24 protein-coding genes are annotated in these 25,143 nt (G+C 66.3%); 12 read left to right on the top strand and 12 right to left on the bottom strand.

The window, feature by feature from the left end; translation table 11 throughout:
- Positions 1 to 3: 3 nt before the first annotated feature.
- On the bottom strand, positions 4 to 1,998 hold the full coding sequence (locus ACWDTP_RS18950) for a YhgE/Pip family protein (RefSeq protein ID WP_450022482.1): 1,995 nt from the start codon (positions 1,996 to 1,998) through the stop codon (positions 4 to 6).
- Between the two features lie 14 nt (positions 1,999 to 2,012).
- Positions 2,013 to 2,741 carry an ATP-binding cassette domain-containing protein gene (locus ACWDTP_RS18945; protein WP_450022470.1) on the bottom strand — a complete coding sequence of 243 codons (729 nt, stop codon included), beginning with the start codon at positions 2,739 to 2,741 and terminating at the stop codon, positions 2,013 to 2,015.
- A gap of 55 nt (positions 2,742 to 2,796) precedes the next feature.
- Between ACWDTP_RS18945 and ACWDTP_RS18940 the strand changes: the two genes are divergently transcribed.
- Positions 2,797 to 3,483, top strand: coding sequence for a hypothetical protein (locus tag ACWDTP_RS18940; RefSeq protein ID WP_450022468.1), 687 nt, complete (start codon positions 2,797 to 2,799; stop codon positions 3,481 to 3,483).
- On the opposite strand, the gene ACWDTP_RS18935 is transcribed toward ACWDTP_RS18940, so the two are convergent.
- From ACWDTP_RS18935 to ACWDTP_RS18920, 4 genes are all read right to left on the bottom strand, one after another.
- Positions 3,480 to 4,142 (bottom strand): class I SAM-dependent methyltransferase, encoded by a 663-nt coding sequence (locus ACWDTP_RS18935; RefSeq protein ID WP_450022466.1) that lies wholly within the window; start codon positions 4,140 to 4,142, stop codon positions 3,480 to 3,482. The two genes, ACWDTP_RS18940 and ACWDTP_RS18935, sit on opposite strands and share 4 nt — an antisense overlap.
- A 66-nt stretch (positions 4,143 to 4,208) precedes the next feature.
- Entirely contained in the window at positions 4,209 to 4,664 is a 456-nt protein-coding gene (locus ACWDTP_RS18930; RefSeq protein WP_450022464.1) for a hypothetical protein, read from the bottom strand.
- A gap of 65 nt (positions 4,665 to 4,729) precedes the next feature.
- The gene (locus tag ACWDTP_RS18925) at positions 4,730 to 6,346 is read right to left on the bottom strand and encodes an AMP-binding protein (protein ID WP_450022462.1); all 1,617 of its coding nucleotides are present in this window, start codon (positions 6,344 to 6,346) and stop codon (positions 4,730 to 4,732) included.
- Positions 6,346 to 8,040 (bottom strand): AMP-binding protein, encoded by a 1,695-nt coding sequence (locus ACWDTP_RS18920; protein ID WP_450022460.1) that lies wholly within the window; start codon positions 8,038 to 8,040, stop codon positions 6,346 to 6,348. The genes ACWDTP_RS18925 and ACWDTP_RS18920 overlap by 1 nt, the downstream gene beginning before the upstream one ends.
- A gap of 59 nt (positions 8,041 to 8,099) precedes the next feature.
- Here ACWDTP_RS18920 and ACWDTP_RS18915 point away from each other — a divergent pair, with 59 nt between their 5' ends.
- A complete protein-coding gene (locus ACWDTP_RS18915; RefSeq protein ID WP_450022459.1) occupies positions 8,100 to 8,939 on the top strand; it encodes a LuxR C-terminal-related transcriptional regulator in 840 nt (279 codons plus the stop codon).
- Here ACWDTP_RS18915 and ACWDTP_RS18910 read toward each other — a convergent pair.
- From ACWDTP_RS18910 to ACWDTP_RS18895, 4 genes are all read right to left on the bottom strand, one after another.
- The gene (locus ACWDTP_RS18910; protein ID WP_450022457.1) at positions 8,927 to 10,387 is read right to left on the bottom strand and encodes a purine-cytosine permease family protein; all 1,461 of its coding nucleotides are present in this window, start codon (positions 10,385 to 10,387) and stop codon (positions 8,927 to 8,929) included. The two genes, ACWDTP_RS18915 and ACWDTP_RS18910, sit on opposite strands and share 13 nt — an antisense overlap.
- 7 nt (positions 10,388 to 10,394) lie before the next feature.
- Positions 10,395 to 11,231: a nitrilase-related carbon-nitrogen hydrolase gene (locus tag ACWDTP_RS18905; RefSeq protein WP_450022455.1), complete on the bottom strand. Its 837-nt coding sequence runs from the start codon at positions 11,229 to 11,231 to the stop codon at positions 10,395 to 10,397.
- Positions 11,228 to 12,583 (bottom strand): histidinol dehydrogenase, encoded by a 1,356-nt coding sequence (hisD, locus tag ACWDTP_RS18900; protein ID WP_450022453.1) that lies wholly within the window; start codon positions 12,581 to 12,583, stop codon positions 11,228 to 11,230. The genes ACWDTP_RS18905 and hisD overlap by 4 nt, the downstream gene beginning before the upstream one ends.
- A 93-nt stretch (positions 12,584 to 12,676) precedes the next feature.
- On the bottom strand, positions 12,677 to 13,576 hold the full coding sequence (locus ACWDTP_RS18895) for a LysR family transcriptional regulator (RefSeq protein WP_450022451.1): 900 nt from the start codon (positions 13,574 to 13,576) through the stop codon (positions 12,677 to 12,679).
- A gap of 102 nt (positions 13,577 to 13,678) precedes the next feature.
- Between ACWDTP_RS18895 and ACWDTP_RS18890 the strand changes: the two genes are divergently transcribed.
- The 10 genes from ACWDTP_RS18890 (at position 13,679) to ACWDTP_RS18845 (ending at position 24,244) form a co-directional block, all read left to right on the top strand.
- Complete coding sequence (locus ACWDTP_RS18890) at positions 13,679 to 14,797, top strand: epoxide hydrolase family protein (protein WP_450022449.1); 1,119 nt, start codon at positions 13,679 to 13,681, stop codon at positions 14,795 to 14,797.
- 295 nt (positions 14,798 to 15,092) lie between these two features.
- Positions 15,093 to 15,482 carry an ester cyclase gene (locus ACWDTP_RS18885; RefSeq protein WP_450022447.1) on the top strand — a complete coding sequence of 130 codons (390 nt, stop codon included), beginning with the start codon at positions 15,093 to 15,095 and terminating at the stop codon, positions 15,480 to 15,482.
- A gap of 566 nt (positions 15,483 to 16,048) precedes the next feature.
- On the top strand, positions 16,049 to 17,500 hold the full coding sequence (locus ACWDTP_RS18880) for a purine-cytosine permease family protein (RefSeq protein WP_450022445.1): 1,452 nt from the start codon (positions 16,049 to 16,051) through the stop codon (positions 17,498 to 17,500).
- A gap of 261 nt (positions 17,501 to 17,761) precedes the next feature.
- The gene (locus tag ACWDTP_RS18875; RefSeq protein ID WP_450022443.1) at positions 17,762 to 19,123 is read left to right on the top strand and encodes an aminotransferase class I/II-fold pyridoxal phosphate-dependent enzyme; all 1,362 of its coding nucleotides are present in this window, start codon (positions 17,762 to 17,764) and stop codon (positions 19,121 to 19,123) included.
- 26 nt (positions 19,124 to 19,149) lie between these two features.
- On the top strand, positions 19,150 to 19,692 hold the full coding sequence (locus ACWDTP_RS18870) for an OsmC family protein (protein ID WP_450022441.1): 543 nt from the start codon (positions 19,150 to 19,152) through the stop codon (positions 19,690 to 19,692).
- A complete protein-coding gene (locus ACWDTP_RS18865) occupies positions 19,689 to 20,702 on the top strand; it encodes an LLM class flavin-dependent oxidoreductase (RefSeq protein ID WP_450022439.1) in 1,014 nt (337 codons plus the stop codon). The genes ACWDTP_RS18870 and ACWDTP_RS18865 overlap by 4 nt, the downstream gene beginning before the upstream one ends.
- Positions 20,699 to 21,679 carry an LLM class flavin-dependent oxidoreductase gene (locus ACWDTP_RS18860; protein WP_450022437.1) on the top strand — a complete coding sequence of 327 codons (981 nt, stop codon included), beginning with the start codon at positions 20,699 to 20,701 and terminating at the stop codon, positions 21,677 to 21,679. Before ACWDTP_RS18865 ends, ACWDTP_RS18860 begins: the two co-directional genes overlap by 4 nt.
- The gene (locus tag ACWDTP_RS18855; RefSeq protein ID WP_450022435.1) at positions 21,676 to 22,677 is read left to right on the top strand and encodes a methionine ABC transporter ATP-binding protein; all 1,002 of its coding nucleotides are present in this window, start codon (positions 21,676 to 21,678) and stop codon (positions 22,675 to 22,677) included. The genes ACWDTP_RS18860 and ACWDTP_RS18855 overlap by 4 nt, the downstream gene beginning before the upstream one ends.
- Positions 22,674 to 23,363 carry a methionine ABC transporter permease gene (locus ACWDTP_RS18850; protein WP_450022433.1) on the top strand — a complete coding sequence of 230 codons (690 nt, stop codon included), beginning with the start codon at positions 22,674 to 22,676 and terminating at the stop codon, positions 23,361 to 23,363. The genes ACWDTP_RS18855 and ACWDTP_RS18850 overlap by 4 nt, the downstream gene beginning before the upstream one ends.
- A gap of 35 nt (positions 23,364 to 23,398) precedes the next feature.
- A complete protein-coding gene (locus ACWDTP_RS18845) occupies positions 23,399 to 24,244 on the top strand; it encodes a MetQ/NlpA family ABC transporter substrate-binding protein (RefSeq protein ID WP_450022431.1) in 846 nt (281 codons plus the stop codon).
- 68 nt (positions 24,245 to 24,312) lie between these two features.
- Here the strand turns inward: ACWDTP_RS18845 and ACWDTP_RS18840 are convergent, their stop codons facing one another.
- Together ACWDTP_RS18840 and ACWDTP_RS18835 are read right to left on the bottom strand one after the other, a co-directional pair.
- Complete coding sequence (locus ACWDTP_RS18840) at positions 24,313 to 24,873, bottom strand: VOC family protein (RefSeq protein WP_450022429.1); 561 nt, start codon at positions 24,871 to 24,873, stop codon at positions 24,313 to 24,315.
- Positions 24,873 to 25,143 (bottom strand): DUF1989 domain-containing protein (locus tag ACWDTP_RS18835; protein ID WP_450022427.1); only part of this gene is annotated, 271 nt, incomplete at its 5' end. The genes ACWDTP_RS18835 and ACWDTP_RS18840, both read right to left, overlap by 1 nt.

The following is a 25,143-nucleotide window of genomic DNA, read 5'->3' as shown; positions in this document are numbered from 1 at the left end:
GCGTCACACCTCGATCGGCGGGTGCAGCCGGTCCATGGTGTACTGCCGGTTTCTTCGCGCCGCCCACGAACTGGCGCCCAGCGATACCGCCAGCACGGCGAGCAACACCGCGATGGCGATCCAGAGCCGCGAGTCGATACCGCCGACGATCAGCTGGCGAAGCCCGTTGACGGCGTAGGTCATCGGGTCGACCGGGTGCAGGATCTGGAACGGCTTGGCCGTGGTCTCCACCGGGTAGATGCCGCCGGCCGACACCAGTTGCAGCATCAGGAACGCCAGGGTGACGACGCGGCCGACCGACACCCCGAACACCGCGTTGAACGCCTGGATCAGCGCCAGGAAGGTCGACCCGACCAACACCAGGAAGGCCACCGTGGCCAACGGGTACTTGGCCTGCAGTCCGACGCCGAAATGGACCACCAGATACATCACCGCCACCTGGCAGACCACGATCAGCAGCGCGGGCCAGTAGGACGCGAGCGCCACCCGGATCGCCCCAAGCCCGTTGACGACGGGGCGAGATTGCAATGGTGTCAACAACATCCAGATGATCAGCGCGCCGATGAACAGCGCCAGCGGCAGGAAGAACGGGGCGAATCCGGTGCCGAAGGTGGCGGCCTGATTGTGTGTCTGCATGTCGAGCGCGACCGGGGCGGCCACGGTGCGGGCCACCTCGGTGCGCTGCTGCGGGGTCCACGACGGGACCCGGGTGGAGCCTTCGGTCAGCTTGGACGCCAGCTCCTGGCTGCCGTCCTGCAGCCGCTGCGTGCCGTTGGCGAGTTCGTGTGACCCGCTGGACAATTGGCGGCCGCCGTTGGTCAACTGAACCAGGCCGCCGTTGAGCTTGCGCGCACCGTTGTCGAGTTGATGTGCGCCGTCGCGCAGTTTGACGACGTCGGCGCGCAGCCCACCGTTGAGCGCCCTGGTGATGAACACCCGCAGCTTGCTGTTGGGATCGCCGAGTTCGTTCTCCAGCTGGGCCGCGTTGTCGCGCAACCGGATCAGACCTTCGTCGGTGGTCGGGTCGAGACCGCGGGCCTGCATCAGCCGCTGGGCGCCTGCCAGGAACTCCCCGGTGTCACGGGCCGTCGGGTCGGCGCTGTTGCGCAGCATGCCGACCGCCTGGTCGACGATCGCCGCCGCCTGCGCCTGGTCGATGTTGAGGGCCGCGATGCGGTCACTGGTCGAGCGCACCGCACCCGACAACCGTTGTGCGGCCATGCCGACCTCGTCGGGGTCGAGGCCAAGGCCCCCGACCCGATCGAGCACGGTCAGCAGCGGATCGGTGGCGGTGTCGACGGCCGTGGACAGCTGTTTGGTGCCCGCGGCCAGCTGGGCCGAGCCGTCGCGGGCGGTGACCAGACCCGCCGTCAACGCGTCCGCGCCGGAGGCCAGCCGATGTGCCCCGTCGTTGGCCGCGGTGGTCCCGTCGGCCAGTTGCCGCGCCCCGCCCGCGGCCTGCTTGAGCCCGGCGCCCGCGTCGGTCAAACCGGTCAGCACGGTGCCGATGGTGCGTTCCCCGACGCGGCTGTTGACCTGGTTGATCACCTCGCGCGCGGCGTTCTGCCCGATGATCGAGCCCAGATAGTTGTTGGCGTCGTTGAAGGTGAAGCGCAGCGTGGCCTGCTCCGGTGAACCACCGGCGGGCGAGGTGATGGCGGCGCTGAAATCGGACGGCAGCGTGATCGAGAAATAGTATTTGCCGCTGGCCACCCCGTCGGCGGCCTCGGCCGCCGACACCCGATGCAGCTGCATCTGGCCCGAATCGACCAGGGCGTCGGCTACCTCGTCGCCCGCCTCGATCCGCTGCCCCTCGGCCACCGCGCCCTGGTCCTCGTTGACCAGCGCCACCGGAACCTTGGAGACCTCGCCGAACGGGTTCCAGAACGCCCACAGGTACATCGCGCCGTACAGCAACGGCATGAGGATGATGGTGACCAGCGCAACGCGCGGCATCATGCCCCGCGAGAACCGTTTCAGGTCGGTGCCCAGTGACATTCCGGCTAACACGGCTACTCGCCACCTCTCTGCGCCCCGGCCGGTTCGGCGGGACTCGTGTTCGGCACGGTCAGTTGGGTCACCCCGGGGTTGGCCACCTCGTTGACGGTTGCGGTGACGACGGTTTGCTGCTGTCCGAGGGCGATCAGTCGGCCCAGCACGACGTCGCGGTTGCGGTCATCGGTCAGGTGGTCGAGGTTGCCGACCACCAGCAGGGGCGGGGTCGCGGTGTTGGCCAGGGCGATCCGCAGCAGGATCTGGTCGAGCTCGGTCAGCGCCTCGAAATACTCGGTCAGGCGCGGCAGCGGCAGGTCGCCGAAGACCGGTGCGCACATCGCGGCCAGCGCGTCCTCGTCGGCGCGGGGCACCAACCGGTACCAGGCCGCGTCCCAGCGCCGTTGTTCGGTGACCAGGTCCCGTACCGTCACCGATTCGGCGACCGTGTCGAGCTCTTCGATGCCGGCCAGCGCCGCGACGCGGAAGATCCTGGCGGCCCGGTCCCGCCCGAACACCGTCAGCGAACCGCCGGCCGGACGCATCCGGCCGGCCAGGGTCATCAACAGCGCCGTGCGACCGGTGCCCGAGGGCGCGCGGAGCACGGTCACCCCGCCCTCGGCGATGTCGAGATCGATGGGGCCGTAGACCGGGCCCCACGGCCCGCGCATCGTGATGCCCCTGGCCGTGATCGCCGGTGGCTTTTGCTCGTCCTCGCCGGCGTCCGGGTCCGGACTTAGCTGCGACATGCGCCAATCACAACACATCCGTTGGGGCTCCACAGGGAATGGCATTCTGGGGTTTGTGGAACCTCTGCTGCATTTCGCGGGGAACTTCTGGTGGCTGATCTTTCCGCTCGGCGGGGTGATCGGCGGCGGTGTGCGGGCCGTGGCGGCCGCCAATGAACGACGCGCCGAGCGCAGGCTGGAGCGCTACCGGATCAAGCAGCAAACCAAGGTCGAGATGGCCCGGGCGGCGTCGTCAGCGCAATCCACCGACGCCGCAGGCCGGCGCGAACTGTCCAAACTGCTCGACACGCACGACCGGACGAACACCCGGTGGCTGGACTACGAGATGGACATCGCCAAACTGCTGGATTTCCCGCTGATGACCGATATGCGTGACCCGCTCACCATCGCCTTCCACAAGGCCCGCGGCCGCGCCGATCTGCTGCGGCCCGATCCGGGCGCCGACCCCGACCGCAACACCCGACTGGAATACCGCGACGCCGTGCACGACTACGTCACCGCATTCGATATCGCCGAGGCCGAAGCCGTCCGCAGGCGACGCAGCGACTTCTCGGCCGAGGCGCAGGAGCGCCTGGCCCGCGCCCAGCAACTGCTGCGGTTGGCCTCCGACGACGCCGCCACCCCGCAGGAACGGCAGAACGCCTACACCCGGGCCCAGCGGGAACTCGACGGGCTGATGGTCCTGCCCGCGGGCACCCGGGCCGCCATCGAGCGCGGGATCCTGGGGGAACTGGAGGCCTAACCGTCGGCACCGCGTTCGGCGACCAGAACCACCACCGGACCGACCTGACCGTCGGCGGGCAGCCGCAGCTCGGCCACCGGCTTCAGCCCCGTCCGCGTGACCAGGTCGGTGAGCTGCTCGGGCCGCCACTGGTAGGTCGTCCACTCGACCGGCACCCCGCCGTAGGCCTCGGTGCGCACGATATCGTCGTCGCCCACGTGCGTCGCGACGATCAACTGACCCCCCGGCCGCAGCGCCGTCGCGAACGACGTCAACACCCAGGGCAGCACGTCGCGGGGCAGATTGAACAGCGACCACCAGCCCAGCACGCCGCCGAGCGAGGACTCCGTCAGCTCGAGTTCGGTCGCCGAACCGACGGTGAACTCACACTCCGGATACCGCCTGCGGGCATGCTCGATCATCCGAGGCGACAGGTCGACGCCGGACGCGTTCACCCCACGCTCGGCCAGGTAGCCGGTCACGGTGCCCGGCCCACACCCGACGTCGAGGACCGGGCCCAGACCGGCCACCGCATCGGCGAAAACGTCGATCGCCGCCTTCAACCAGGGGTGGGTGCGGATGTCGCCGATACCGGTCGTGGTCACCATGTCGACGTAGTTGTCGGCGACCCGGTCGTAGGAATCGCGAACGGTGGCAAGGTCTTCGGGCTGCGGGATCACGGGCGCCAGGTTATGCGAGGGCGAGCGCTGTGAGCGACGGGCCGGCTCAGTCCGGCTCACCGAGATTCACTTCAGGGACAAAATCGGCGCCGAATTTGTCCCTGAAGTGAATCTCGGTGCGGCTTCGTCGGTGAGGACGCCGCTCCGGTTGCGGGTGCGGCAGTAGAGCACGGTCGCGGCGATCACCACCTCCACCAGCGCGACCAGCACGGTCAGCGTCATCACCGGGGACTGGTGCGCCGCCTGGGCCTCGGACCCGTGATGATGCGCGGGCAGCGGGGTGTGCAGCGCGATCATCGCGAGGTTCATCAAAGCGACCGTGCACCAGATCCCGGGTGTGCCGCGCCGCCACAGATGACGCGCGCAGTACAGGCACCCGACGATCATCACCGCGAGGAGTCCCCCGGTCACCGGGTTACCGGCATGGCCCAGCATGGTGGTGTGCAGGCCGGCCGATGTCACCGCGAGCACCGCGCAGGTCCGCCGTCCGACCACCGCCGCCGTGCCGGGAGAAAACCTCATATCAGGTAGATCGCCTGCGAACGCGAAAATCATCGCTCCCCGGTCCGAGCCCGGGTCGGCTACGCCTATTCGGCGTCGAGCCCGAGCAGTTTGACGGTCTCGGCCCGCATATCGACCTTGCGAACCTTGCCGGTGACGGTCATCGGGAACTCCTCGGCGATGTGCACATACCGCGGGATCTTGTAGTGGGCCAGCTTGCCCTCCGCGAAGGCCCGGACCGCATCGGCGTCCAGCGGCGCCCGCCCGGGCTTCATCCGGATCCAGGCGCAGACCTCCTCGCCGTAGCGCTGATCGGGCACCCCGATCACCTGTGCATCGTCGACATCGGGATGGGTGTAGAGGAACTCCTCGACCTCCCGCGGATAGACGTTCTCGCCGCCGCGGATCACCATGTCCTTGATCCGGCCGACGATCGTGCAGTAACCGTCCTCACGCATGACGGCGAGGTCACCGGTGTGCATCCAACCGTCGGCGTCGATCGCCTCGGAGGTTTTGGCGGGCTCGTCCCAGTACCCGAGCATGACCGAGTAACCCCTGGTGCAGAATTCGCCGGGCGTGCCCCGCTCGACGGTGTCCCCGGTCCCCGGGTCGACGATCTTGATCTCGACGTGCGGGTGGGCCCGGCCGATGGTGGCGGTGCGCCGTTCCAGGTCGTCGTCGATCAACGTCTGACAGGACACCGGCGACGTCTCGGTCATGCCGTAGCAGATCGCGAGTTCGGCCATATGCATATCGGCCACAACACGTTTCATCACCTCGACCGGGCACACCGACCCGGCCATGATGCCGGTTCGCAGCGAGGTCAGATCGAAGTCGGCGAAGTCGGGGTGACCCAGCATGGCGAGGAACATGGTCGGCACCCCGTACACCCCGGTGCACCGCTCGGCGTCGATCGCGGCCAGCGTGGCGCCCGGCTCGAATCCGGGGGCGGGGATGACGATCGTGGCCCCGTGCGTGACCGCGCCGAGGGTCCCCATCACCATCCCGAAGCAATGGTAGAAGGGCGGCACGATGCACAGCCGGTCGTCCGCGGTCAGGTTGATCAGCTCGGTGACGAAGAATCCGTTGTTGAGGATGTTGCAGTGGCTCAGCGTCGCACCCTTGGGGAAACCTGTTGTCCCCGAGGTATATTGAATGTTGATAGGATCGGTGTTGGCCAGCCGCGCCATCCGATCGCGCAACTCGGCGTCCTCCACCTGGTCCTCGCGCAGCCCGTACCAGTCCAGCGTCCCGAGGAACAGGATGTCCTTGAGCGCCGGACAGTCCGCGCGCACCTCGGCCACCATCGTCACGTAGTCCGAACTCTTGTACGCGGTCGCCGCGATCAGCGTGCGGATCCCGGACTGCTGCAGCACATAGGCCAGTTCGTGGGTGCGGTACGCCGGGTTGATGTTGACCAGGATCGCCCCGATCTTGGCGGTGGCGAACTGCACCATGATCCACTCGGCGCAGTTCGGTGCCCAGATGCCGACCCGGTCGCCCTGCTGCACCCCCAGCGCCATGAGACCCCGGGCCACCGCGTCGATCTCGGCGCCGAGCTCGGCGTAGGTCCATCGCCGGCCGGTCGCCGCCTCGACCAGCACCTCGGCATCCGGGGTGGCCGCCTCGATCCGCTCGAAGTTCGCCCCTATCGTCTCCTCCAGGATCGCCGCGTCGGTGGGTCCGGCGTCATAGGATTTCATCAGAGCAGGTCCTCATATCGGTACTCGGTCGAAATCTTCTCCCCGGCTTGATGTGCCGCGTCCTCGCGGTTGCGGAGCTCGACCCGACGGATCTTGCCGGAGATGGTCTTGGGCAGGTCGAAGAACTCGACCCGGCGCACCTTGAGGTAGGGGGCGAGGTGGTCGCGCGCATAGGCCAGCACCGCTTTCGCGGTGTCGGCGTTGGCCTCCCACCCGTCGGCGAGCGCAACGTATGCCTTGGGCACCGCCAGCCGGGTGTCGTCGGGCTGCGGCACCACCGCGGCCTCGACCACCGCCGGATGCTCGATCAGCACACTCTCCAGCTCGAACGGCGACACCTTGTAGTCGCTGGACTTGAACACGTCGTCGGTGCGGCCGATGTAGGTGATGTAGCCGTCCTCGTCGCGGGCTGCGACATCCCCGGTGTGGTAGTAGCCACTTGCCATGACCGCCGCATTGCGCTGCGGGTCACCGAGATAACGGGTCATCAGGTTGCGCGGGCGTTTCGAGAGGTCCAGGCAGATCTCGCCCTCGTCGGCGGGCACCCCGGTGACCGGATCGACCAGCACCACCGGCACGCCCGGCATCGGCCGGCCCATCGAACCGGGCTTGACCGGCCGCCCGGGTGTGTTACCGACCGACAGGGTGGTCTCGGTCTGGCCGAACCCGTCGCGGATGGTCAGCCCCCAGGCCCGTTCGACCTGGGCGATGACATCGGGGTTGAGCGGTTCGCCGGCGCCGAGGATTTCGCGCAGCCCGGCCGGTTTGGTGCCGAGGTCGGATTGGATGAGCATGCGCCACACCGTCGGCGGCGCGCAGAAGGTGTTGACCCCGGCCCGGCGCAGCTGGCCGAGCAGCGCCGCGGCGTCGAACCGGGCGTAGTTGTAGACGAAGATGGTGGCCTCGGCGATCCAGGGAGCGAAGAAGCAACTCCAGGCGTGCTTGGCCCAACCGGGCGAGCTGATCGCCAGGTGCACATCGCCGGGTTTCACCCCGATCCAGGCCATCGTCGACAGATGCCCGACCGGATAACTGACCTGGGAGTGCTCGACCAGTTTGGGCCTGCTCGTGGTGCCCGAGGTGAAGTAGATCAGCATGGTGTCCTCGACCGAGGTGGTGGCCTGGAACTCGTCCGGCTCGACGCCGTAGGCGTCGGCGTAGGCGTGCCAGCCCTCCACCGGGGCGCCCACCGCAACGCGGGTGTAGTCGCCGGCGACGTCGTCGAACTTGCCGGTGTCGGCGGCGTTGACGATCACGACCCCCGCGCCGCCCCGGCCGATCCGGTCGGCCAGATCGGCCGCGCCCAACGCGCCCGTGGTCGGCATGACGACGGCACCCAGCTTGCCGACGGCCAGCATCGCCTCCCACAGTTCGACCTGGTTGCCGAGCATCAGGATGACCCGGTCGCCCTTGCCGACACCGAGACCGCGCAGCCAGGTCGCCACCCGGTCGGACCGCCGCGACATCTCGTCGAAGCTCACCCGCAGCTCGGAACCGTCCTCCTCGACGATCCACAGCGCGGTCCGGTCATTGCCGCGGGCGATGGCGTCGAACCAGTCGATCGCCCAGTTGAAGGTGCCGGTCAGCTCGGGCCAGGTGAACACCTCGACGGCCTTGTCGTAGTCGGCGATGCTCGCCACGAGCTGATCACGGGCGATGCGGTAGAGGTCCGTGTTGCTGGCGTTGGCGTTCATGACAGCTATGCTCTACGTCACACTTGCCGGACCGCTACCCCCGAAAGTGGGTATCAGCGATGCACCCCTCGCCGCTGCGGCCGCGCGACGCCGACGCGGTCCGCGCCGAACTGCGCCGGATGGCCACCGACACCGGGCTGCCGATGACCTTCGGCGGCGAGGTGCACGGGGACACCCTGCTGCTCAGCGAGTTCTTCGGCACCCGCACCGGCGCGATGCGCGGGCTGGCGGTGCGGCCGAGCACCGGGCTCGGCGGTGCGACGCTGGTGGCGCGTCGGCCCATCTCGGTGCCCGACTACCGGCGGGCCTCGACCATCACCCACGACTACGACGGGCCCGTCCTGTCCGAGGGCATCCGGTCGATCCTGGCGGTCCCGGTCGTGGTGGCCGGTACGTCACGGGCGGTGCTGTACGGCGCGTACCGCAGCAGCGCACCCATCGGTGACCAAACCGCGGCCGCGATGCTGGCCTCGGCGCGGCGGTTGAGTGAGGAACTCCGGGTGCGCGACGAGGTGGACCGCCGGATGCGGATGCGCGAGGCCGCGCTGACCGGCTTCGCCGACCGGCCCGCCGACACCGAGCAGATCCGCGAGGTACACGCCGATCTGCGCCGACTGGCCGCCGACAACGCGGGGCTGGCGGCGCCGCTGCGCGACCTCGCCGACCGGTTGGCGGCCGCGCTGTGCGGTGAGGTACCCACCAGCGCACCGCTGACCGCCCGGGAGGTCGACGTGCTGGCCCAGGTCGCCCTGGGCTGCACCAATGCCGAAGCAGCCGAACGCCTTTGCCTGCGCCCGGAGACGGTGAAGAGTTATCTGCGCAGTGCGGCGGCCAAACTCGGGGCCCGCACCCGGCACGAGGCGGTGTCCAGGGCCCGCCGGCTGCGTCAGCTGCCCTGATCGGCCGGGCGGGCCGATGCGAAGCTGACCGCCTCGACGCCGTGCTCGAGCGCGTCGCTGCGTGCCCTGGCGTCTTCGCCTGCGAGGTCGAGGGATCGGGCCATCAGGAGGTAGGCGATCGCCGAGGCGAACAGCCCGACGAATAGCGCGATGTCCACGTCGCCGATCGCCCGCGCCACCGGCCCGGTGTACCAGACGGTCACCACGAACGGGATCATCGCGACGATGCCGATCGCGTACGCAGCCAGCCCGCGCCAGCCCCAGGTGCCGTACACCCCGCCGCGCGGGACGAAGATCTCGCGGATCGCGTAGCGGCCCCGCCGGACGAAGTAGTAGTCGACCAGATTCACCGAGGTCCACGGCACCAGCAGGTACAGCAGCACCACCAGGAAACTGCTGAAGTTCGACAGGAATTCACCGGTACTCAGCACCGCGCCCAGCAAGCCGGCCAGGGCGATCACGGTGCACGACACGATGCGCAGCCTGCGGGTCGGGACGACCGCGCGGAACGAGTCGAGGATCGTGATCAACTCGATCGACGACGCGTAGATGTTCACCGTGATGACCGTGACCAGGCCCGGCAGCGCCGCGATGAGCAGCCACAGGCCCGATCCGGGCAGGATGCCGTCGGCCGCCTGCCGGACCGCTTCCAGCGGTGACACGTCGGCGAACAGTGCACCGACGAACGCGCCAAGGATCATCAGCCAGGCACCGCCCACGAAAACCCCGCTGTAGGTGTAGAACAGCGCCCTGCCCGGGCTGGTTTGCGGCGGCAGATACCGCGAGTAGTCGGACACGTACGGCGCCCACCCCAGCGCGTAGGCGGCGGCCGCCGCGAACTGGACCAGGAACGCCGGCCAGCTGAAGCCGGCGAAACCGAACTGCCCGGCCGGCAGGTCCGAGGAGAACAGCGCGGCGAGGGTGAAGACCCCGAATGTCGCGAGAAACAGCCAGGTGAGCCAGTTCTGGAACCGGTGGATCCAGTGGTAGCCGTAGATCGCGAGGGTCAGGGCCAGGGCCGTGATGATCACGAACCACAGATCGCGCGCGTCGGTCCCGGTGGTGAGGGTCAGCACGTCCCCGGCCAGGATCTGGTTGAAGATGTTGAAGCCGACGATGCTGAAGATGACGACGGCACAGATCACCACGACGCCTCGGTACCCGAACTGGGCGCGGGACTGGATCATCTGCGGCAGACCCAGCTGCGGCCCCTGGGCCGAGTGGAATGCGGTGAACACGGTGCCGACGGCGGCGCCGAGCAGGATCGCCAGCAGCGACGTCGCGAACGAGGCGCCAAGGGAGGCGCCCACCATTCCGGTGGCCAGGGTGGTGAGGTTGGCATTCGACATGAACCACAGCGGGAACAGCATGGACGGTTTGCCGCGGCGTTCGTCGAGCGGAATCCAGTCGATCGACTTCGATTCGATAGCTGCAGAGTCGGTGGGCATACGTTTCTCATTCCTGCTCAAGGATGTTGGGCACCGCGAGGTCCCCGTACAGGTCCGGCCTGCGATCACCGAGCGCGTCGTTGAGCTCACCGATCGAAGTGTCCCCGGTGAGTTCGAGCAGCGTGGTGGCGACCGTGCCGTCGGCCTGCGGGACCGCGCGGATCCAGCCGTCCGGCCCGATCACGGTGGTGCCCCCGGTCCACGGCACGCCGCGTTCGGCACCGCGCCGGTCGGCGATCACGGTGGCCAACCGCGAGGACCGCGCCGCCGCCATCGCCTGGATGACCTCGGGGGCGTGCTCATCCGCCGGCCGCTCGACCAGCGGCCAGTTCACCGGAAGGGCAAGGACCTCGGCCCCGGCGAGTGCGAGTCGCCTTGGCAGTTCCGGGAATTCGTTGTCGTAACAGATCGCGACGCCGAGCCTGCCGACCGGGGTGTCGATCACGGTCCCCGCCTCGGAACCGGCGGCGAAGACCTCCGGCTCGGCGGCCCACAGGTGGGCCTTGCGGTAGACGCCGAGCACCCGGCCGTCACCGAGCACGATCGCCGAGTTGTACAACAGCTCCCCGGCCGCCTCGCAGAACCCGATCACCGCCACCGCATCGGCGGGCACGTCGTCGGCCAGCGAGGTCAGCCTGTCATCGTCCGCGGGCAGTGCCAGCGAACGGGCCTCGTCGGGGCCGGTGAAAACGTAGCCGCTGGTGGCGAGTTCGGGCAGCACGACGAGATGCGGTCCGCCGGGCTCGATCGCCCGCAACGCCGCGCGCGCCCGGGCGAGATTGCCGTCGAGATCGCCGATCCGGATGTCGGGGGTGACCGCGGATGCGCGCAACGTCCTGCTCATCGCCGGCTCGCCGCCTGGGTGCCGTCGAAAATCTCTGAGTGACGGCCGACCTCCTCGATCCTGATGGTCGCCGTCGCCTCATGGGCCGCCAGACCCTCGAATGCCGAGATCCGTTCGACCGCGGGCGCCAACTCGGCCGTGGCCTCGCGTGCGGCCCGCTGGTAGGTCAGCGGTTTGACGAAACGCGCGACCGACAGTCCGGAGTTGTAGCGCGCCGTCTTCCCGGTCGGCAGAACGTGGTTGGTTCCGGCGATCCCCTTGTCGGAGTACGCGACGGTGCTCCACCGGCCCAGGAACAGCGAGCCGTAGTTATGCAGGCTCTTGAGGTAGTAGTCGTCGTCGCCGGTCTGCACCTCCAGATGTTCGGGCCCCAGCACGTCGGCGACGGCCGCGGCCTGCTCGCTGTCGCGGGCGAGGATGACCGAGCCGAAGTCACGCCACGCCGCACCGGCGATCTCGCGGGTCGACAACGTCTCCAACTGCCGGTCGATGGCCTCGATCACCTTGCGGCCCAGCGTCTCCGACGTCGTGATCAGCGCCGCCGGGGAGTTCGGCCCGTGCTCGGCCTGGCCCAGCAGGTCGGCGGCCACCCATTCCGGGTCCGCGGTGGCGTCGGCAAGCACCGCGACCTCGGACGGGCCGGCCAGCAGGTCGATGCCGACCCGGCCGAACAACTGGCGTTTGGCTTCGGTGACGAAGGCGTTACCCGCGCCGACGAGCATGTCGACCGGGCCGTCACCGACCAGCCCGAATGCCATGGCGCCCAAGGCCTGTACGCCGCCGATCGCGAACACCCGGTCGGCGGCCGACAGGTAGGCCCCGTACAACACGGCCGGGTGCGCTCCGTGCTCACCCGACGGCGGGGTGCAGGCCAGCACGGTGGGCACCCCGGCCGCCTTGGCGACCCCGACCGTCATGAACGCACTGGCCAGCAGTGGGAAACGGCCGGCGGGCAGATACGCGCCGACCCGCCCCACCGGGATGTACTGGACCCCGCCGCTGACCCCGGGGGCGAGTTCGATCTCGAAATCGGTCAGCCGTTCCCGCTGCGCCATCGCGAACCGGTTGGTGCGTTCGTGGCCCAGCTCCAGCGCCTCACGGACGTCGCCGGGAAGTGCGTCACCGCTCTTGCGGAGTTCGTCGGCGCCGATCTCCAGCGGGCCCGTCCACCCGTCGAGTTCGTCGGCGTAGCGGCGGACGGCGTCGAGGCCGTCCCGTTCGATGTCGAGCAGCATCTGTGACACCCGCTCGACGACCTTGGGGTCGCGCTGGGCGGGTGGGCCGTCGACGGCCGGCTTCTTCAGCCAGGTCAGGGGTCCGAGGGTGCGAGCTTCGTCGGCGGTGATCTGCATGCCGGCGACGGTAGGCCGAAATTCACCAAAGGACTAGATGGACAACTCCTGGAGTAACCGCAGGGTAAACCTATACCTATGGAACAGCGCAGGTCAGGTCCGCAGTTCGCGGATGGTGTCCTCGGCCAACCGGGCGAACTCCCGGGTCGCGTTCGACAGCGGCCTCGCGCGGTGCTGGGCCAGCGCGATGATGTCGTACAGGGGCTCCGCGAAGGGCGCCGTGTGCAGGCCCGGCGGGAATCCGGCGTCGTCGATGACCGCACGGCTGGCGATGGTGTCGCCCACATTGCCCGCGACCAGCTTCAACGCGGCCTCCACGTGTTCGATCTCGATCATCGGCTCCAGCCGCAGCCCGGCGAGCTGGGCGCGTTCGGCCAACTGGCGCCTGGTCGGATCCTTCCACCCGTAATGCGCGTCGTAGAGCACCAGCTTGGCCTCCGCGAACTGGTGGATGGTCACCGGTTTCGCGGTGCGTGCCGGATCGGCGCTGACGTAGAACACCTCATCGCGCAGCAGCGGCCGCACAGTCAGGTCCTCGTCGTCGATGGGCAGGATCAACAGGCCCGCCTCGATCTCACCGGCCTGGATGGCGGCCGCCGTGTCGGCCGAGTTCTGCCCGACCAGGCGGACCCGCACCGCGGGGTAACGCATGTGGAAGGTCTGCACCAGGCTGGACAGCAGGTAGTAGTCGGCGTTTCGCGGCACCCCGAACGTGGCCGTTCCACCACCGAGCGACCCCAGCGAGCGCACCGCGTGCACGCCGCCGTCCGCGGCGTGCACCGTCTGTTGTGCGTAGGGCAGCAATTCCTGGCCGGCGGCGGTCAGCCCCAACCGGCGGCTGCCACGCACGAACAGTTGGGCATCCAGTTCCTCCTCGAGCCGGCGGACCAGTTCGGAGATCGACGCCTGCGCGACGGCCAGCGCGTCGGCGGCCGCGGTGAACGAGCCGAGGCGCTCGGCTTCGAGGAAGGCACGAAGTTGGTTGAGCGTCATACCTTCGCCTCGACCATACGGTCACCCTATGCCCGGTGAACCGATCGCCGGGGCGTGCCGTTTCCTCTTTGGTTCGTCGGCCCCCGTATGGAGTATGGAGATATGACCTCAACCGCCCCAGAGATCCGCCCGTTCCGCATCGCCATCCCCGACGCCGATCTCGACGACCTCAAACAGCGCCTGGATCGCACCCGCTGGCCCGAGTCCGAATGCGTCGACGACTGGACCCAGGGCATCCCGCTGGACTACACCCGCGAACTCGCCGGTTACTGGGCCGACAGCTACGACTGGCGGGCCCGCGAAGCCGCGCTGAACCGCTTCGACCATTTCACCACCGAAATCGACGGCCTTGAGCTGCATTTCATCCATCAGCGGTCAGCGCGTGCGGATGCCTTCCCCTTGTTGATCACGCACGGCTGGCCCGGATCCGTCGTCGAATTCCACAAGGTGATCGAACCACTCACCGAGGCCGGATTCCACGTGGTGTGCCCGTCGCTGCCGGGTTACGGGTTCTCCGGCAAACCCACGACGACCGGATGGGGCATCGAACGGATCGCGCGGGCCTGGGACACCTTGATGGTGCGGCTGGGCTACGATCGCTACGGCGCCCAGGGCGGAGACTGGGGTGCCGCGGTGACGACGCAGATCGGCCGCAACGTCGGGAGCTGCGTGGCCATCCACGTCAACATGCCGATCGCGCAGCCGCCCGCCGAGGGTGTCGGGGAGAAGACCGAGGAGCTGACGCAGGCCCTGGCCCGGGTCGAGTACTACCGCAAATGGGATTCGGGGTACATGAAGCAGCAGTCGACCCGGCCGCAGACCCTCGGGTACGGCCTGGCGGATTCCCCGGTGGGCCAGCTGGCCTGGATCGTGGAGAAATTCTGGTCCTGGATGGACTGCGACGGCCATCCCGAAAACGTGCTCAGCAAGGACGAGCTGCTCGACAATGTGATGCTGTACTGGGCGACCGCATCGGGCGCCTCATCGGCCCGGCTGTACTGGGAGAGCGCCAACACCTTCGGCGGCGGCGAGTACGTGAGCCTGCCCACCGGCATCGCGTCGTTCCCGCTCGAGTTGCTGCGCGCCCCGCGCAGCTGGTGCGAGACCGCCTACAACGTCACGCACTACACGACGATGCCGCGCGGCGGGCACTTCGCGGCGTTCGAGCAGCCGGAGCTGTTCGTCGAAGATGTGCGGACCTTCTTCGCCACCGTGCGCTGAGTTCCCTCGCGGTTCCCCTCGCGAGCAGACATAAACCTGCCCAAAATCGCTGAAAACAGGGCAGTTTTGCGTCTGCTCGCGAGGGGTTGGTGGCACGCGCTGTCCCGAGAGTCCGTAGTGGACAGGGCGATCCGGCGTTTGGGGCGCCAGTAGGTGTTGCGGCAATCCCCTGAAGGCTGGTTCAATCGGCAACAGTCTCAACGCCGACTTGGTCGTGATGGAAACTCCTACCGAGGCATCCACGGTCACCGTTGTGCGAGCGCTCCGATTTGACATCGACCATGAAGGGGACGGCGTGCAGGACCTCAAGAAGAATTACCTCGGATACATCCAGATGATCAACGAGCGTCGGTTTGAAATGAGCCACCGCTTCGCCAGCGCCGAAATTACCTTCAGCGGTCGCACGATGAGCCGCGATGACTACTTCGGCGGCATAGAACGTGGGCTTGAGGTGGTTCCAGACTTTCAGTGGGAAATCGACAACGTCGTTGTCGAGGGAGAATGGCTGGCTTCCCGCGTAATCGGCACAGGCACACCGATTTCCGAGTGGATGGGCTGCCAGCCTACCGGTCGTCCGGTCTCCTTCATCGAGCATGCTTTCTACCACTGCCCCGGAGGCAGAATCACCAAAGTCGATTTCGTACGTGACGTTGACGCGATCCGTGCCCAGCTGACCGCGCGGTAGCCGGCCGACCGGGCCGCTGCAGGGACGACAACAACCCTCGCCCTATTGACTTCTCGGGGCGCAACCAAGGGAAACGCGCGGAATCGCCACGCAGAGGTGGGGAGTGAGAGTCACCCCCTCGGGGAGTTCGCGAGCTGACCTTGCGTGCTGCTCCACGCCGGTCGGGCCCCCAAAGGTATATACGATAGTGCATCACGATGCGTGAAAAAGCAATGGCAACGACGGCGCCACCCCAGCACTTCTTGCACTAACCGGCCATTTCGGATCTCACCCCGGAACAGATGTTGCCTTTTACTATAACGCGTGTCACGCTGACTCAGGAGATGAGGAGAGTCACATGTGCCAATGCACCGACACCACTGCCGCGCCACCACGGCCGCGTACCAGCCCGGCTAGTCATCAGATCGTCCGAAACAGTGTGGAACGCCTCATCTGTCCTGTGCACGACAGCGACTAGGTGGCCTGGCCGACACCCCGCACGTCCGTCAGGGCACACGCCGCTCGACTCCGGACAACTACCCATCCCGATCGCCCGCCGACATCGTCCCTCTGAAAGGAACATACCCATGCACCCGGAAGTTTCGACCACGAACACCTGGCGTAGCGGCATCGAGGGGCGATCCATCGAGTGGATCCCGCCTGACGAGCGACACGGCAAAATCCGCCAACAGGGTCCGTTCTGGTTCCTGTGCAACTTCCACCCCCTCACCGTCGCGCTCGGCCTGGTCGGCCCCACCCTCGGACTGAGCCTGGCGTGGACCGTCGTCGCCGTGACCGCGGGCGTACTTTTCGGCACGACGTTTCTGGCCCTGCACGGGTCGCAGGGACCGAACCTCGGACTGCCGCAGATGATTCAGTCGCGGGCACAGCTGGGATACCGCGGAGTGGTCGTCATTCTCTTCGCCGCGGTGTTCACGTTCCTGGGTTACAACGTGGTTGACACCGTGATGATCGATGCCGGTTTTCACAGCCTGTTCGGCTGGAACGCCACGATCACCGGTCTCGGGATCGGTGCGTTGTCGATCGCGCTGGCCGTCTGGGGGCATGACTGGTTACATCGCGCATTCACAGTGATGTTCTGGGCGTCGCTGCCACTGTGGCTGATCCTGACCTTCGGAGCCCTGTCAGGTAGTTCCGGCGGCGTGCAGGCCACCGACCTTGGGTTCAACGCGAGTGCATTCGTGGTGATGTTCACCATCGGCGCCACCTACAACATCACCTACGCACCCATCGTTTCCGACTACACCAGGTACCTGCCGGTCACCGTGTCATCGCGCGCGCTGATCATGACGGTCTATTGGGGTGCGGCCATCGCAGCGATCTGGATGATGGCGCTCGGAGCGTGGTTGGGGGCGCGCTTCGGTGTGACCGACACGTTCGTCGGCGTCCACGATGCGACCAACGCCGTCATCCCGTGGGCCGGATCGGTCCTGGTGGTAATCAGTGGACTGGCGCTGGTGGCCACCATGGGCCTCAACACCTACAGCGCCACGCTGACGGTCCTGACCGCCATCGACTGCTTCGTCCCTGCGTTCAGCACACCGCGCCGGCGGGCGATCATCGCGGTGGTCCTCGGTGCGGTGTCGACCGCGATCGGTGTCTGGGTGGTTCATGACATTTCGGCTGCCATCAACAACGCCCTGCTTATCATGTTGTATCTCCTCGCACCATGGACGGCCATCAATCTCGTCGACTATTTCGTCGTGCGCCGAGGTCACTACGACATAGCGGAGATTCTCAATCCCGATGGTGTATACGGACATTGGTCCTGGCGAGGCCTGACGGCCTACGGCCTTGGCGTGGCATCCGAGATACCGTTCGTCACACTGACGTTCTTTCACGGGCCCATCGCACGCGCGCTCGGCGGGATCGACATCGCGTTCGCCGCGTCACTCGTAGTCGCAGGAATCGCATTCTATGTCCTCAGCCGGTTCGCCGAGAAGAGCTCCGTGACCCCGACCGGGCCCACTTCAGTGCACACCCGTCTGCGCCCCAGTCCGAAGGAAAAAACCCGATAAGCGAAACCACCTTCATCCCCCGCAGATCTCGACGTTCTCCATCGGAAGCGTGAGCCACATAGCACACAACGACCTTTTGTCCAGGCCGGTCCCGCGCTGATTCGTGGTTATGTCCAGACGCAAGGAACCCGAAATAAGCTACCGGACACATCATTTAACTCCACTCGATGCCGTCTCGGTACTAATGCGCACGCTGCGTATAAGTCTGTTGCCTGCGCGCGAGATTGTTAACTTCGAGGACGGCCCGAACGAAGGAGCACGATGATCATGCCACCGCCAAACGATGACGACCTCTCAATCGTCGTCGCAGCCGTGGCAGATGAACGTACCGCGGCGGGTATCGCCACCGCAGTCGAACGAGCCATCCGCAACAATAGTTTTCCGCCCGGTCGGCAACTGCCGACCGTGCGGCGAATTGCCGAAGCCCTCGATGTCAGCCCCGCCACGGTATCGGTCGCCTGGACACGTCTGCGCCGCACGGGCTGGCTCGATACCGACAGGCGACGAGGTACGACCGTGCGGCGGCGAGTCGCCAGACCGGACCGGCCATGGTCGGCCTACCCTCTTGCCGAACATCTTCCCGACCCAACGCTGCTCCCAACGCTAGGCGCGGCGCTCACCGCCGCAGCAGCGTCACCTGACCATGGGTCCGATACCACATCCATGAATGCCGCGCTGCGTCGGAAATTAGTTGAGAACTGGCCCTACCCGCCGAAAGCAATGACCGTCACCAACGGGGGTTACGAGGGGACCTTGCTAGCTCTTCGGGCCACGGTACCCCCTGGTGGCGTCGTCGCGGTCGAACAGCCGACCGCACCGCGGATCATCGACACACTGCGGGCCGTACGCGCGGTGATCATTCCCGTCGACGTGGATACCGAAGGCCCCCAGCCCGGCTCCCTTGGAGAGGCACTCCACCGCCGACCCGACGTCTTCCTCTTTCAGCCGCGGGCTCAAGTTCCCACGGGCGCCACGATGACCGCTCGCCGTAGCGCGGACCTCGCCCAAGTTCTGGCTCACGCCCCGTCACCGGTAACCGTCATCGAGGACGACAACATGGGCCCCGCGAGCTCGGCACCGGCTCACAGCATCGGAGCAATACACCCTCGTCGACATGTACTGATCCGATCATTCTGCAAGGCTTACGGAGTCAGCATCCGCACGTGCGCGGTGTCCGGGCCAACCGAGGTCATCGCACGCATCGAACGGATCCGCAGCCTGGCGATGGTCGGGACCAATCAAATGCTTCAGACTGTGCTGGCGCACCTGCTCGACGACGTTGACGCCGAACTCAGCCTGCGACGAGCCCGTCGAATACATCAATCGCGTCGCCGAGCGCTCGCCGAAGCCTTGACCTGCCGCGGGATCGCCGTTGATGGCAGCGGAGACGGACTCGCCCTGTGGATCCCGGTTCATGACGAGCGATCCTCACACCTCCTGCTCGGCGAGCACGGCATCACCGCAGGGTCCGGATCCGCCTGCAACACGAGAGCCGGGTCGGCAGCCCATATTTGGATAGGCACGGGTTCCCTTCCCGACGGCCAAGCAGTGATCGACGATCTCGCTGACATCATCGCCGCGGCGGCATCCCCGCAGTCGGACGCGCACTTATCGGCAATCTGAATCACCCGAGAAATCAAGGAAATACGTTGCTAACCAGTACCCTTCGTGATTACTTACCATACAAGCGTGCGGCCCGCACACGCCTGGTCCAAAAGATTCAAGCGGGAGTAGTCGAGCCGCTGCAGATCACCGCCAGCGTCGAGGTCGCACAGGCCAGCGGGGTGCGCCGGATCCGCATTCGAGACCACCAGGTGCTCAGCGACAGTTCCCTTGACTACGCCGGATTCGACCTCGGGCCCACCTCTCCGGAACTCCAACTCGGAGTGCTCGGCAGCTGCGTCGCACACACGGTGCTCATCCATGCCTCCACCCGATCGATCCCCCTCGACGCTGTTCAAGTCGATGTCAGCGCAACACTCGATCCTCGCGGAGGAGTAGATGGGTTCGAAGAGGCCCCGCGCCAACCCACCGGGCTGCACTACACCGTGCGTGTGTCCTCCCCGGCGCCGAGTGGGGAGATCGAGCGGCTCCTCGCCCACGTCGACGACGTCTGCCCAGTCCTCAATTTGCTGCGCGCCCCTACCCAGGTGAGCCGCAACCTGCAGCACACCGAGGGTGGGATCCGATGACACCACGGCTGGGTTTCCTCACCCACGTCACTTCCGGCCGGACGAGCGCTGAATCGCTGCACATCGCCCTTGATCTATTCCAGGCTGCCGACGAGCTGGGCTATGACACGGGTTGGGTCGCCCAGCATCGTTTCGGAGACCCCGACGGGGCTCTTCCCGCGCCACTTGTATTCCTCGCCGCGGCGGCCTCCCGCACCCACCGCATCGGGCTCGGAACCGCCGTCGCCGTCCTGCCAACCGAGGATCCCATCGCACTCGCCGAACAGGCCCTGGTAGTCGACGGGCTGTCGCAGGGCAGGTTGCAGCTAGGAGTCGGCACCGGCGGTCACCCCCAGACCTTCGCGGCCACTGGTGCGGATCTGGCGCGCAAATACGCCGACTACGCCTCCAAATTGACCACGTTGACTGACGCGCTGGGCGGTCGACCGATCAATAACTCCTCAGCCACACTCGACCCCGCGGCAGCGCCGATCGCCAACCGGATCTGGGAATCCACCACCAGCACCGCAGGAGGAGCCCGTATTGGTAGGCAGGGCAACGGGCTTCTACTGGCCCGCAGCGTCTACTTCGCCGAGCAGGCAACCGACCAGCACCAGGAGCCGGTGGTTCGCAGCTATCGCGACGCGATCACGGTGCGGACGCCCCGGATCGGAGTGTCCCGGACCGTGTACCCTGCGACGGACCGCCGCGCGTCGACCGCAGACCTGACCGACGGAATCACCGCATACGCCGCGCAGATGGTGGCCGAAGGGCATTTCGCCGCCGGGCTCTCACCCGAAGAGTATTTCGCTCGCTCCTTCATCCACCACGGCAGCGCAGAAGATGTCGTCGAAAGCCTGGTGGCGGATCGAATCCTCGCCTCCGCGACCGACCTCATCATCCAAACGTCGCCCGGCACCGTACATCCCGACAAGACACTCGCCGCGATGGAAGTCATTGCGCACAGTGTCATGCCAGAATTGCGGCGACGGTTAGCGCTTCCGATCGAAGCATCGGCAGTCTACCGATGAGGAGCCCGAGACTGGGACTGCTAACCCACGCATCGTCCGGATCTTCTGAACGAGAGATCGTCGACAACACCCTGATGCTCTGCGTCGAAGCCGAACGCCTCGGTTACCACTCCGTGTGGATCGCCCAACACCACTTCGGCGCCGAACACGGTGTCGTGCCATCACCTCTCGTCTTCCTCGCCGCCCTCGCCACCCGCACCGAACGTATCCGGCTCGGCACCGCTGTCCTCACCCTTGCCCTCGAGGACCCCATCCGCGCCGCCGAAGACGCGGCTCTGGTCGATCTGATCAGCGGCGGACGGCTCGAACTCGGCCTGGGTTCGGGCGCGCACCCGCCCACATTCGTCGCGATGAGCCGCGACTTCCACCGCCGCGCCGACGACAGCAACGTCAACGCCGGCGTGCTGGCCTCGGTACTTTCCGGTGACTCTCTCCCCGGTGGCGCCGTCCTGAGCCCCAAGTGCGGTTCACTGACCCGAAGGATCTGGCGTGCCACCACCAGTCGCAAAACGGCGGCGGCCGCCGCCCAACTCGGCCATGGCATCCTGTTGGCCCGATCCTGGCCGCTGGAATCACGCCCGGTCGGTGTGTTCCAGCAGCCGATCGCACGTGAGTACCGTCAAGTGAGTCAGGTGAACGGGCTGACACCTCGCGTGGGAGTCAGCCGCACCATCTTGCCGAACGCCGACTCCGCGGAGCTGCAACTGGCCGCGACCCATGCGCGGGAGTGGTCACGGATGGAGCAACTCCCTTCAGAGATAAACGCCGGAAGTGACGAACAAATCTTGCGACGTCACAACATTATTCACGGCTCGGCGTCGCAAATCACCGATGCTCTTGCCTCCGACCCAACGGTGCGGCTTGCTACCGATCTGCTGGTGCAATTTCAACCCACGCATCTGAACCCTGCACGCTCGGCCGCTGCGCTGGAGACCATTGCATCAGCGGCCGCGGGACTGGATCAGGGTTCCGCATGATCGACATCAAGGGCGTGACGAAGACCTTCGGATCACGGCACGGTAAGGCCGGCGAGCTCCCTACCCAGGTGCTGCACGACGTCTCGCTGTATGTTCCACGCGGTTCGGTTACCGGGGTCATAGGGCACAGCGGCGCGGGTAAGACGACGTTACTGCGATGCGTCAATCGACTCGAACAGCCAGACAGCGGCGAGATAGTCGTTGACGGCACGAAGGTGACGGCTGAGCTGACGGCGCGCGAGGTGATCGCCTTACGCCGAAAGACGGGCATGGTGTTTCAGGGGTCGAGCCTGCTGGCACACCGCACCGCCGCAGGCAACGTTGCCTACCCCCTCGAGGTTCACGGCACGGACCGGGCCGACCGCGATCGGCGCGTTGCTGAACTCCTGGAACGTGTCGGCCTGAGCCGTCACGCCAGGTCGTATCCCAGTGAACTGTCGGGCGGCCAGCGCCAACGGGTCGGCATCGCCCGCGCGTTGGCGCTAAACCCCACTGTGCTGCTCGCCGACGAAGCGACCTCGGGCCTCGACCCAGCCACCACCGATGCGATCATGTCACTGCTGCACACGCTCCACGACGACCTCGATCTCACGATCCTGTTGATCACCCATGAGATGGATGTCGTGCGCCGGCATTGCGACCGCGCTGCGCTGCTGCGCGACGGACATGTCGTCGACAAGGGGGTCGTCGCCGATCTCGCTGCCAACCCGAACTCGCCGTTGGGTGCTCAACTCCTCGGTCAACCGCCGGCACGCGCGTCTGGCGACGTAGAGGCTGCGCTGTCACTGCGCCTCAATGGCGACTCCGACAGCGAGTCCTGGCTGGCTGAGCTGGCCTTAACGGTAGGGGGCAGCCCTCGACTCCTGGCCGCATCAATCGAATCGATCAACGGTCGCACGGTGGGTCTCGCCACCATCGCCATACCGGCCGAAGCAGAACGCGATACCCGCAAATGGCTCACAGCTAGAGGCATCTTCGTGGAAGGCGATAATCCGTGACCGCTGCCGCCATCGCCTTGGGAAACACGCCGATCACGAATCTGCCTGCGGTGCTCTGGCCCGCCCTGGTCGACTCTCTTCTCATGACCGGTGTGTCCTTCGCACTTTCGGTCGTCATCGGAATCCCGATCGCACTAGTGCTGGTGACGACAGCACCCGGCGGGCTACGCCCACTACGGGTCGTCTATGCGTCACTCGGTTGGATCGTGAACGTGGCGCGCTCCATGCCGTTCATCATCCTGTTAATCGCCTTGATCCCCCTTACGCGGCTGCTCGTCGGCACGGCGATAGGCGTCGCCGGCGCCCTTGTTCCGCTCACCATCGGGGGAGCGGCCTACTTCGCCCGGCTCGCCGAAGCAGCTCTGCGCGAGGTGCCTGCCGACATCGTCGACGTGGCACTCGCGTCGGGCTCGACGCTGGTGCAGACCATGCGCAAGGTCTTACTCCCCGAAGCGCTTCCGGCGCTGTTATCGGCGGCCACGGTCCTGGCAGTGGGCACGTTGGCCTTCTCGGCGATGGCCGGCGCCGTCGGCGCAGGCGGACTGGGAGATCTCGCCATCGCCTACGGATACCTGCGTTTCGACAACACCGTCATGTCGGCCACCGTCGTTCTCCTCATCGTCCTCGTTCAGATCATCCAATTTTTCGGCGATCTCACCGTACGGATGGCCTCCGCACACCGCTGACAGTCGCCTCCATCACGCCGAAGAAGGACACCATCATGATCAGCTCGACCAAGGCCGTGGCCCTCCTGGTAGCCGCAGCGGTCGCCGTCACCGCCGGCGGGTGCACCCGCGCACCGGGACAGGGCTCCAGCTTGAAGATCGCTGCCGCCCCTGACCCCAAAGGTGACATCACGAAGAAAGTCATCGAGATCGCGAAAGCCGACGGCATCGACGCCCAACTCATCACCACCACCAACTCTGTCAACGACCACCAACTACTCGAAGACGGCGATGTCGACATCGACTTCAACTCGCACGTTCCCTGGTTCAACGACCAGGTGGCGACCAATCACTTCAATCAAACATTTGTGGAGACAGTGTTTCTCACACCGACCGGCCTCTACTCCGATAAGTTTCGCGAGCTCGATCAGCTGCCCGACGGTGCGAAAATCGCCATCAGCAAAGACGTACCCAACCAAGCACGTTCGCTCGGCTTCCTCGAACGTGCCGGCCTTATCGACCTACAGCCCGGGCACGCCCTGAGTACGGTCACCCTTGACGACGTATCGAGCAACCCGAAGAACCTCCAGTGGGTCCAAGTCGATCTTGAGGCCACGCCACGAACACTGCCCGACGTCGACGCCGCAGTCATCCTCGGCACCGTCGCAACGGCCGCAGGGCTCAAGCTCGACGACGCACTCGCCAAAGAGACAGCGGACAACCAGCTGTGGGCAATCGGCGTTGTGGCGAGAACAGCCGACATCAACAAGCCCGATTACAAGAAAGTGTTCGAAATCTACAACTCCCCCGCCATCCGCGACTACATCGAGGCTACTTATCCTGAGGGACAAGTGATTCCCGCTTTCGGCCGGCCAGTCGGAGTCGTCCCGCCGAACCCCTGAACCGACTGGCTATCCCGCGTCAGAGACTTTCAACTATTGGGCCGCACCGGCAGCGCTCGGCGCTGTGGTCACATACCGTCCGGAGGTGGCGCGGGATACCAGCGGTCTGGTTCAGGATAGACGAAATCGTCGGGAAAATGGTATGTCTCGAAGCACGTGGTGGTGGCCGCTTCGGTGTCAAAGAACGCGAACGAGTTCTGGTCGAGCCAACGACCACTCTGTGTCATCGGAAACCCACGGTCTGCGAAGAGCTTCAACCGCTGATCCCACGCCGCACCGTTGCAGTCGAAAGCGATGTGGTGGATGCCTTCACCATGTTGATCAAGGAACTCACGCATAATGGTGTTCCCCGACAGTGGCTGCATGATCTCAAACGTCAAGTCGTCATTGGTCGCGAAGCAAACCCTGAGGCTGAACGGGCTGCTTTCCCCCCGGTAAGTCTGCTGAGTCACCGTCTCCGACGTGAATGTGTACACCCGGAACGGTCCGATTCCCAGGCGCACGAGGCCTTCCATCGTCCGCTGCGCATCCTCGGTGACCAGGCACACCTCGATGATCTTGCCGAGAAAACTGTTATCCATGGCGAATTCACTGAGCACAGTCGGCAGCGGTGTGACACTTTCTGACATCACTGTCCTCCTTCCTCTGATGCGGCATCGTCGATGTACAGATCGACGAGCCTGGGCGGTCTCTCGTTGCCGCTGATGGGCACGAGGTCTTGAGGGCACGCACTGACGATGACGGCGACGTCTTGGTGCGCCTGCAGCACGATACGACTGCCCGGTACTGCCACTGACGACTTGAGCGACAATTCACCGGTCAACGAGGCTTCCACCGCCATGAACACATTCAGTGGATCCGGCACGGCTCGCCGCCGTGGGGAGCATCGCGCGGCGAGC

The sequence above is a fragment of the Mycobacterium sp. NPDC003449 genome, assembly GCF_053588415.1.
Note: the sequence above shows the minus strand (reverse complement) of the source record. Positions and strands in the feature narration are given on the sequence as shown.

What these genes read in the sequence shown, in the direction of transcription:
- ACWDTP_RS18915 (WP_450022459.1), top strand. Translation starts at nt 8,100, where the DNA reads ATGCACCCCTCGCCGCTGCGGCCGCGCGACGCCGACGCGGTCCGCGCC.
- ACWDTP_RS18945 (WP_450022470.1), bottom strand. Translation starts at nt 2,741, where the DNA reads ATGTCGCAGCTAAGTCCGGACCCGGACGCCGGCGAGGACGAGCAAAAG.
- ACWDTP_RS18925 (WP_450022462.1), bottom strand. Translation starts at nt 6,346, where the DNA reads ATGAAATCCTATGACGCCGGACCCACCGACGCGGCGATCCTGGAGGAG.
- ACWDTP_RS18875 (WP_450022443.1), top strand. Translation starts at nt 17,762, where the DNA reads ATGATCATGCCACCGCCAAACGATGACGACCTCTCAATCGTCGTCGCA.
- ACWDTP_RS18855 (WP_450022435.1), top strand. Translation starts at nt 21,676, where the DNA reads ATGATCGACATCAAGGGCGTGACGAAGACCTTCGGATCACGGCACGGT.
- ACWDTP_RS18895 (WP_450022451.1), bottom strand. Translation starts at nt 13,576, where the DNA reads ATGACGCTCAACCAACTTCGTGCCTTCCTCGAAGCCGAGCGCCTCGGC.
- ACWDTP_RS18845 (WP_450022431.1), top strand. Translation starts at nt 23,399, where the DNA reads ATGATCAGCTCGACCAAGGCCGTGGCCCTCCTGGTAGCCGCAGCGGTC.
- ACWDTP_RS18920 (WP_450022460.1), bottom strand. Translation starts at nt 8,040, where the DNA reads ATGAACGCCAACGCCAGCAACACGGACCTCTACCGCATCGCCCGTGAT.
- ACWDTP_RS18865 (WP_450022439.1), top strand. Translation starts at nt 19,689, where the DNA reads ATGACACCACGGCTGGGTTTCCTCACCCACGTCACTTCCGGCCGGACG.
- ACWDTP_RS18950 (WP_450022482.1), bottom strand. Translation starts at nt 1,998, where the DNA reads ATGTCACTGGGCACCGACCTGAAACGGTTCTCGCGGGGCATGATGCCG.
- ACWDTP_RS18860 (WP_450022437.1), top strand. Translation starts at nt 20,699, where the DNA reads ATGAGGAGCCCGAGACTGGGACTGCTAACCCACGCATCGTCCGGATCT.
- ACWDTP_RS18890 (WP_450022449.1), top strand. Translation starts at nt 13,679, where the DNA reads ATGACCTCAACCGCCCCAGAGATCCGCCCGTTCCGCATCGCCATCCCC.
- ACWDTP_RS18905 (WP_450022455.1), bottom strand. Translation starts at nt 11,231, where the DNA reads ATGAGCAGGACGTTGCGCGCATCCGCGGTCACCCCCGACATCCGGATC.
- ACWDTP_RS18930 (WP_450022464.1), bottom strand. Translation starts at nt 4,664, where the DNA reads ATGAGGTTTTCTCCCGGCACGGCGGCGGTGGTCGGACGGCGGACCTGC.
- ACWDTP_RS18910 (WP_450022457.1), bottom strand. Translation starts at nt 10,387, where the DNA reads ATGCCCACCGACTCTGCAGCTATCGAATCGAAGTCGATCGACTGGATT.
- ACWDTP_RS18880 (WP_450022445.1), top strand. Translation starts at nt 16,049, where the DNA reads ATGCACCCGGAAGTTTCGACCACGAACACCTGGCGTAGCGGCATCGAG.
- ACWDTP_RS18840 (WP_450022429.1), bottom strand. Translation starts at nt 24,873, where the DNA reads ATGTCAGAAAGTGTCACACCGCTGCCGACTGTGCTCAGTGAATTCGCC.
- hisD (WP_450022453.1), bottom strand. Translation starts at nt 12,583, where the DNA reads ATGCAGATCACCGCCGACGAAGCTCGCACCCTCGGACCCCTGACCTGG.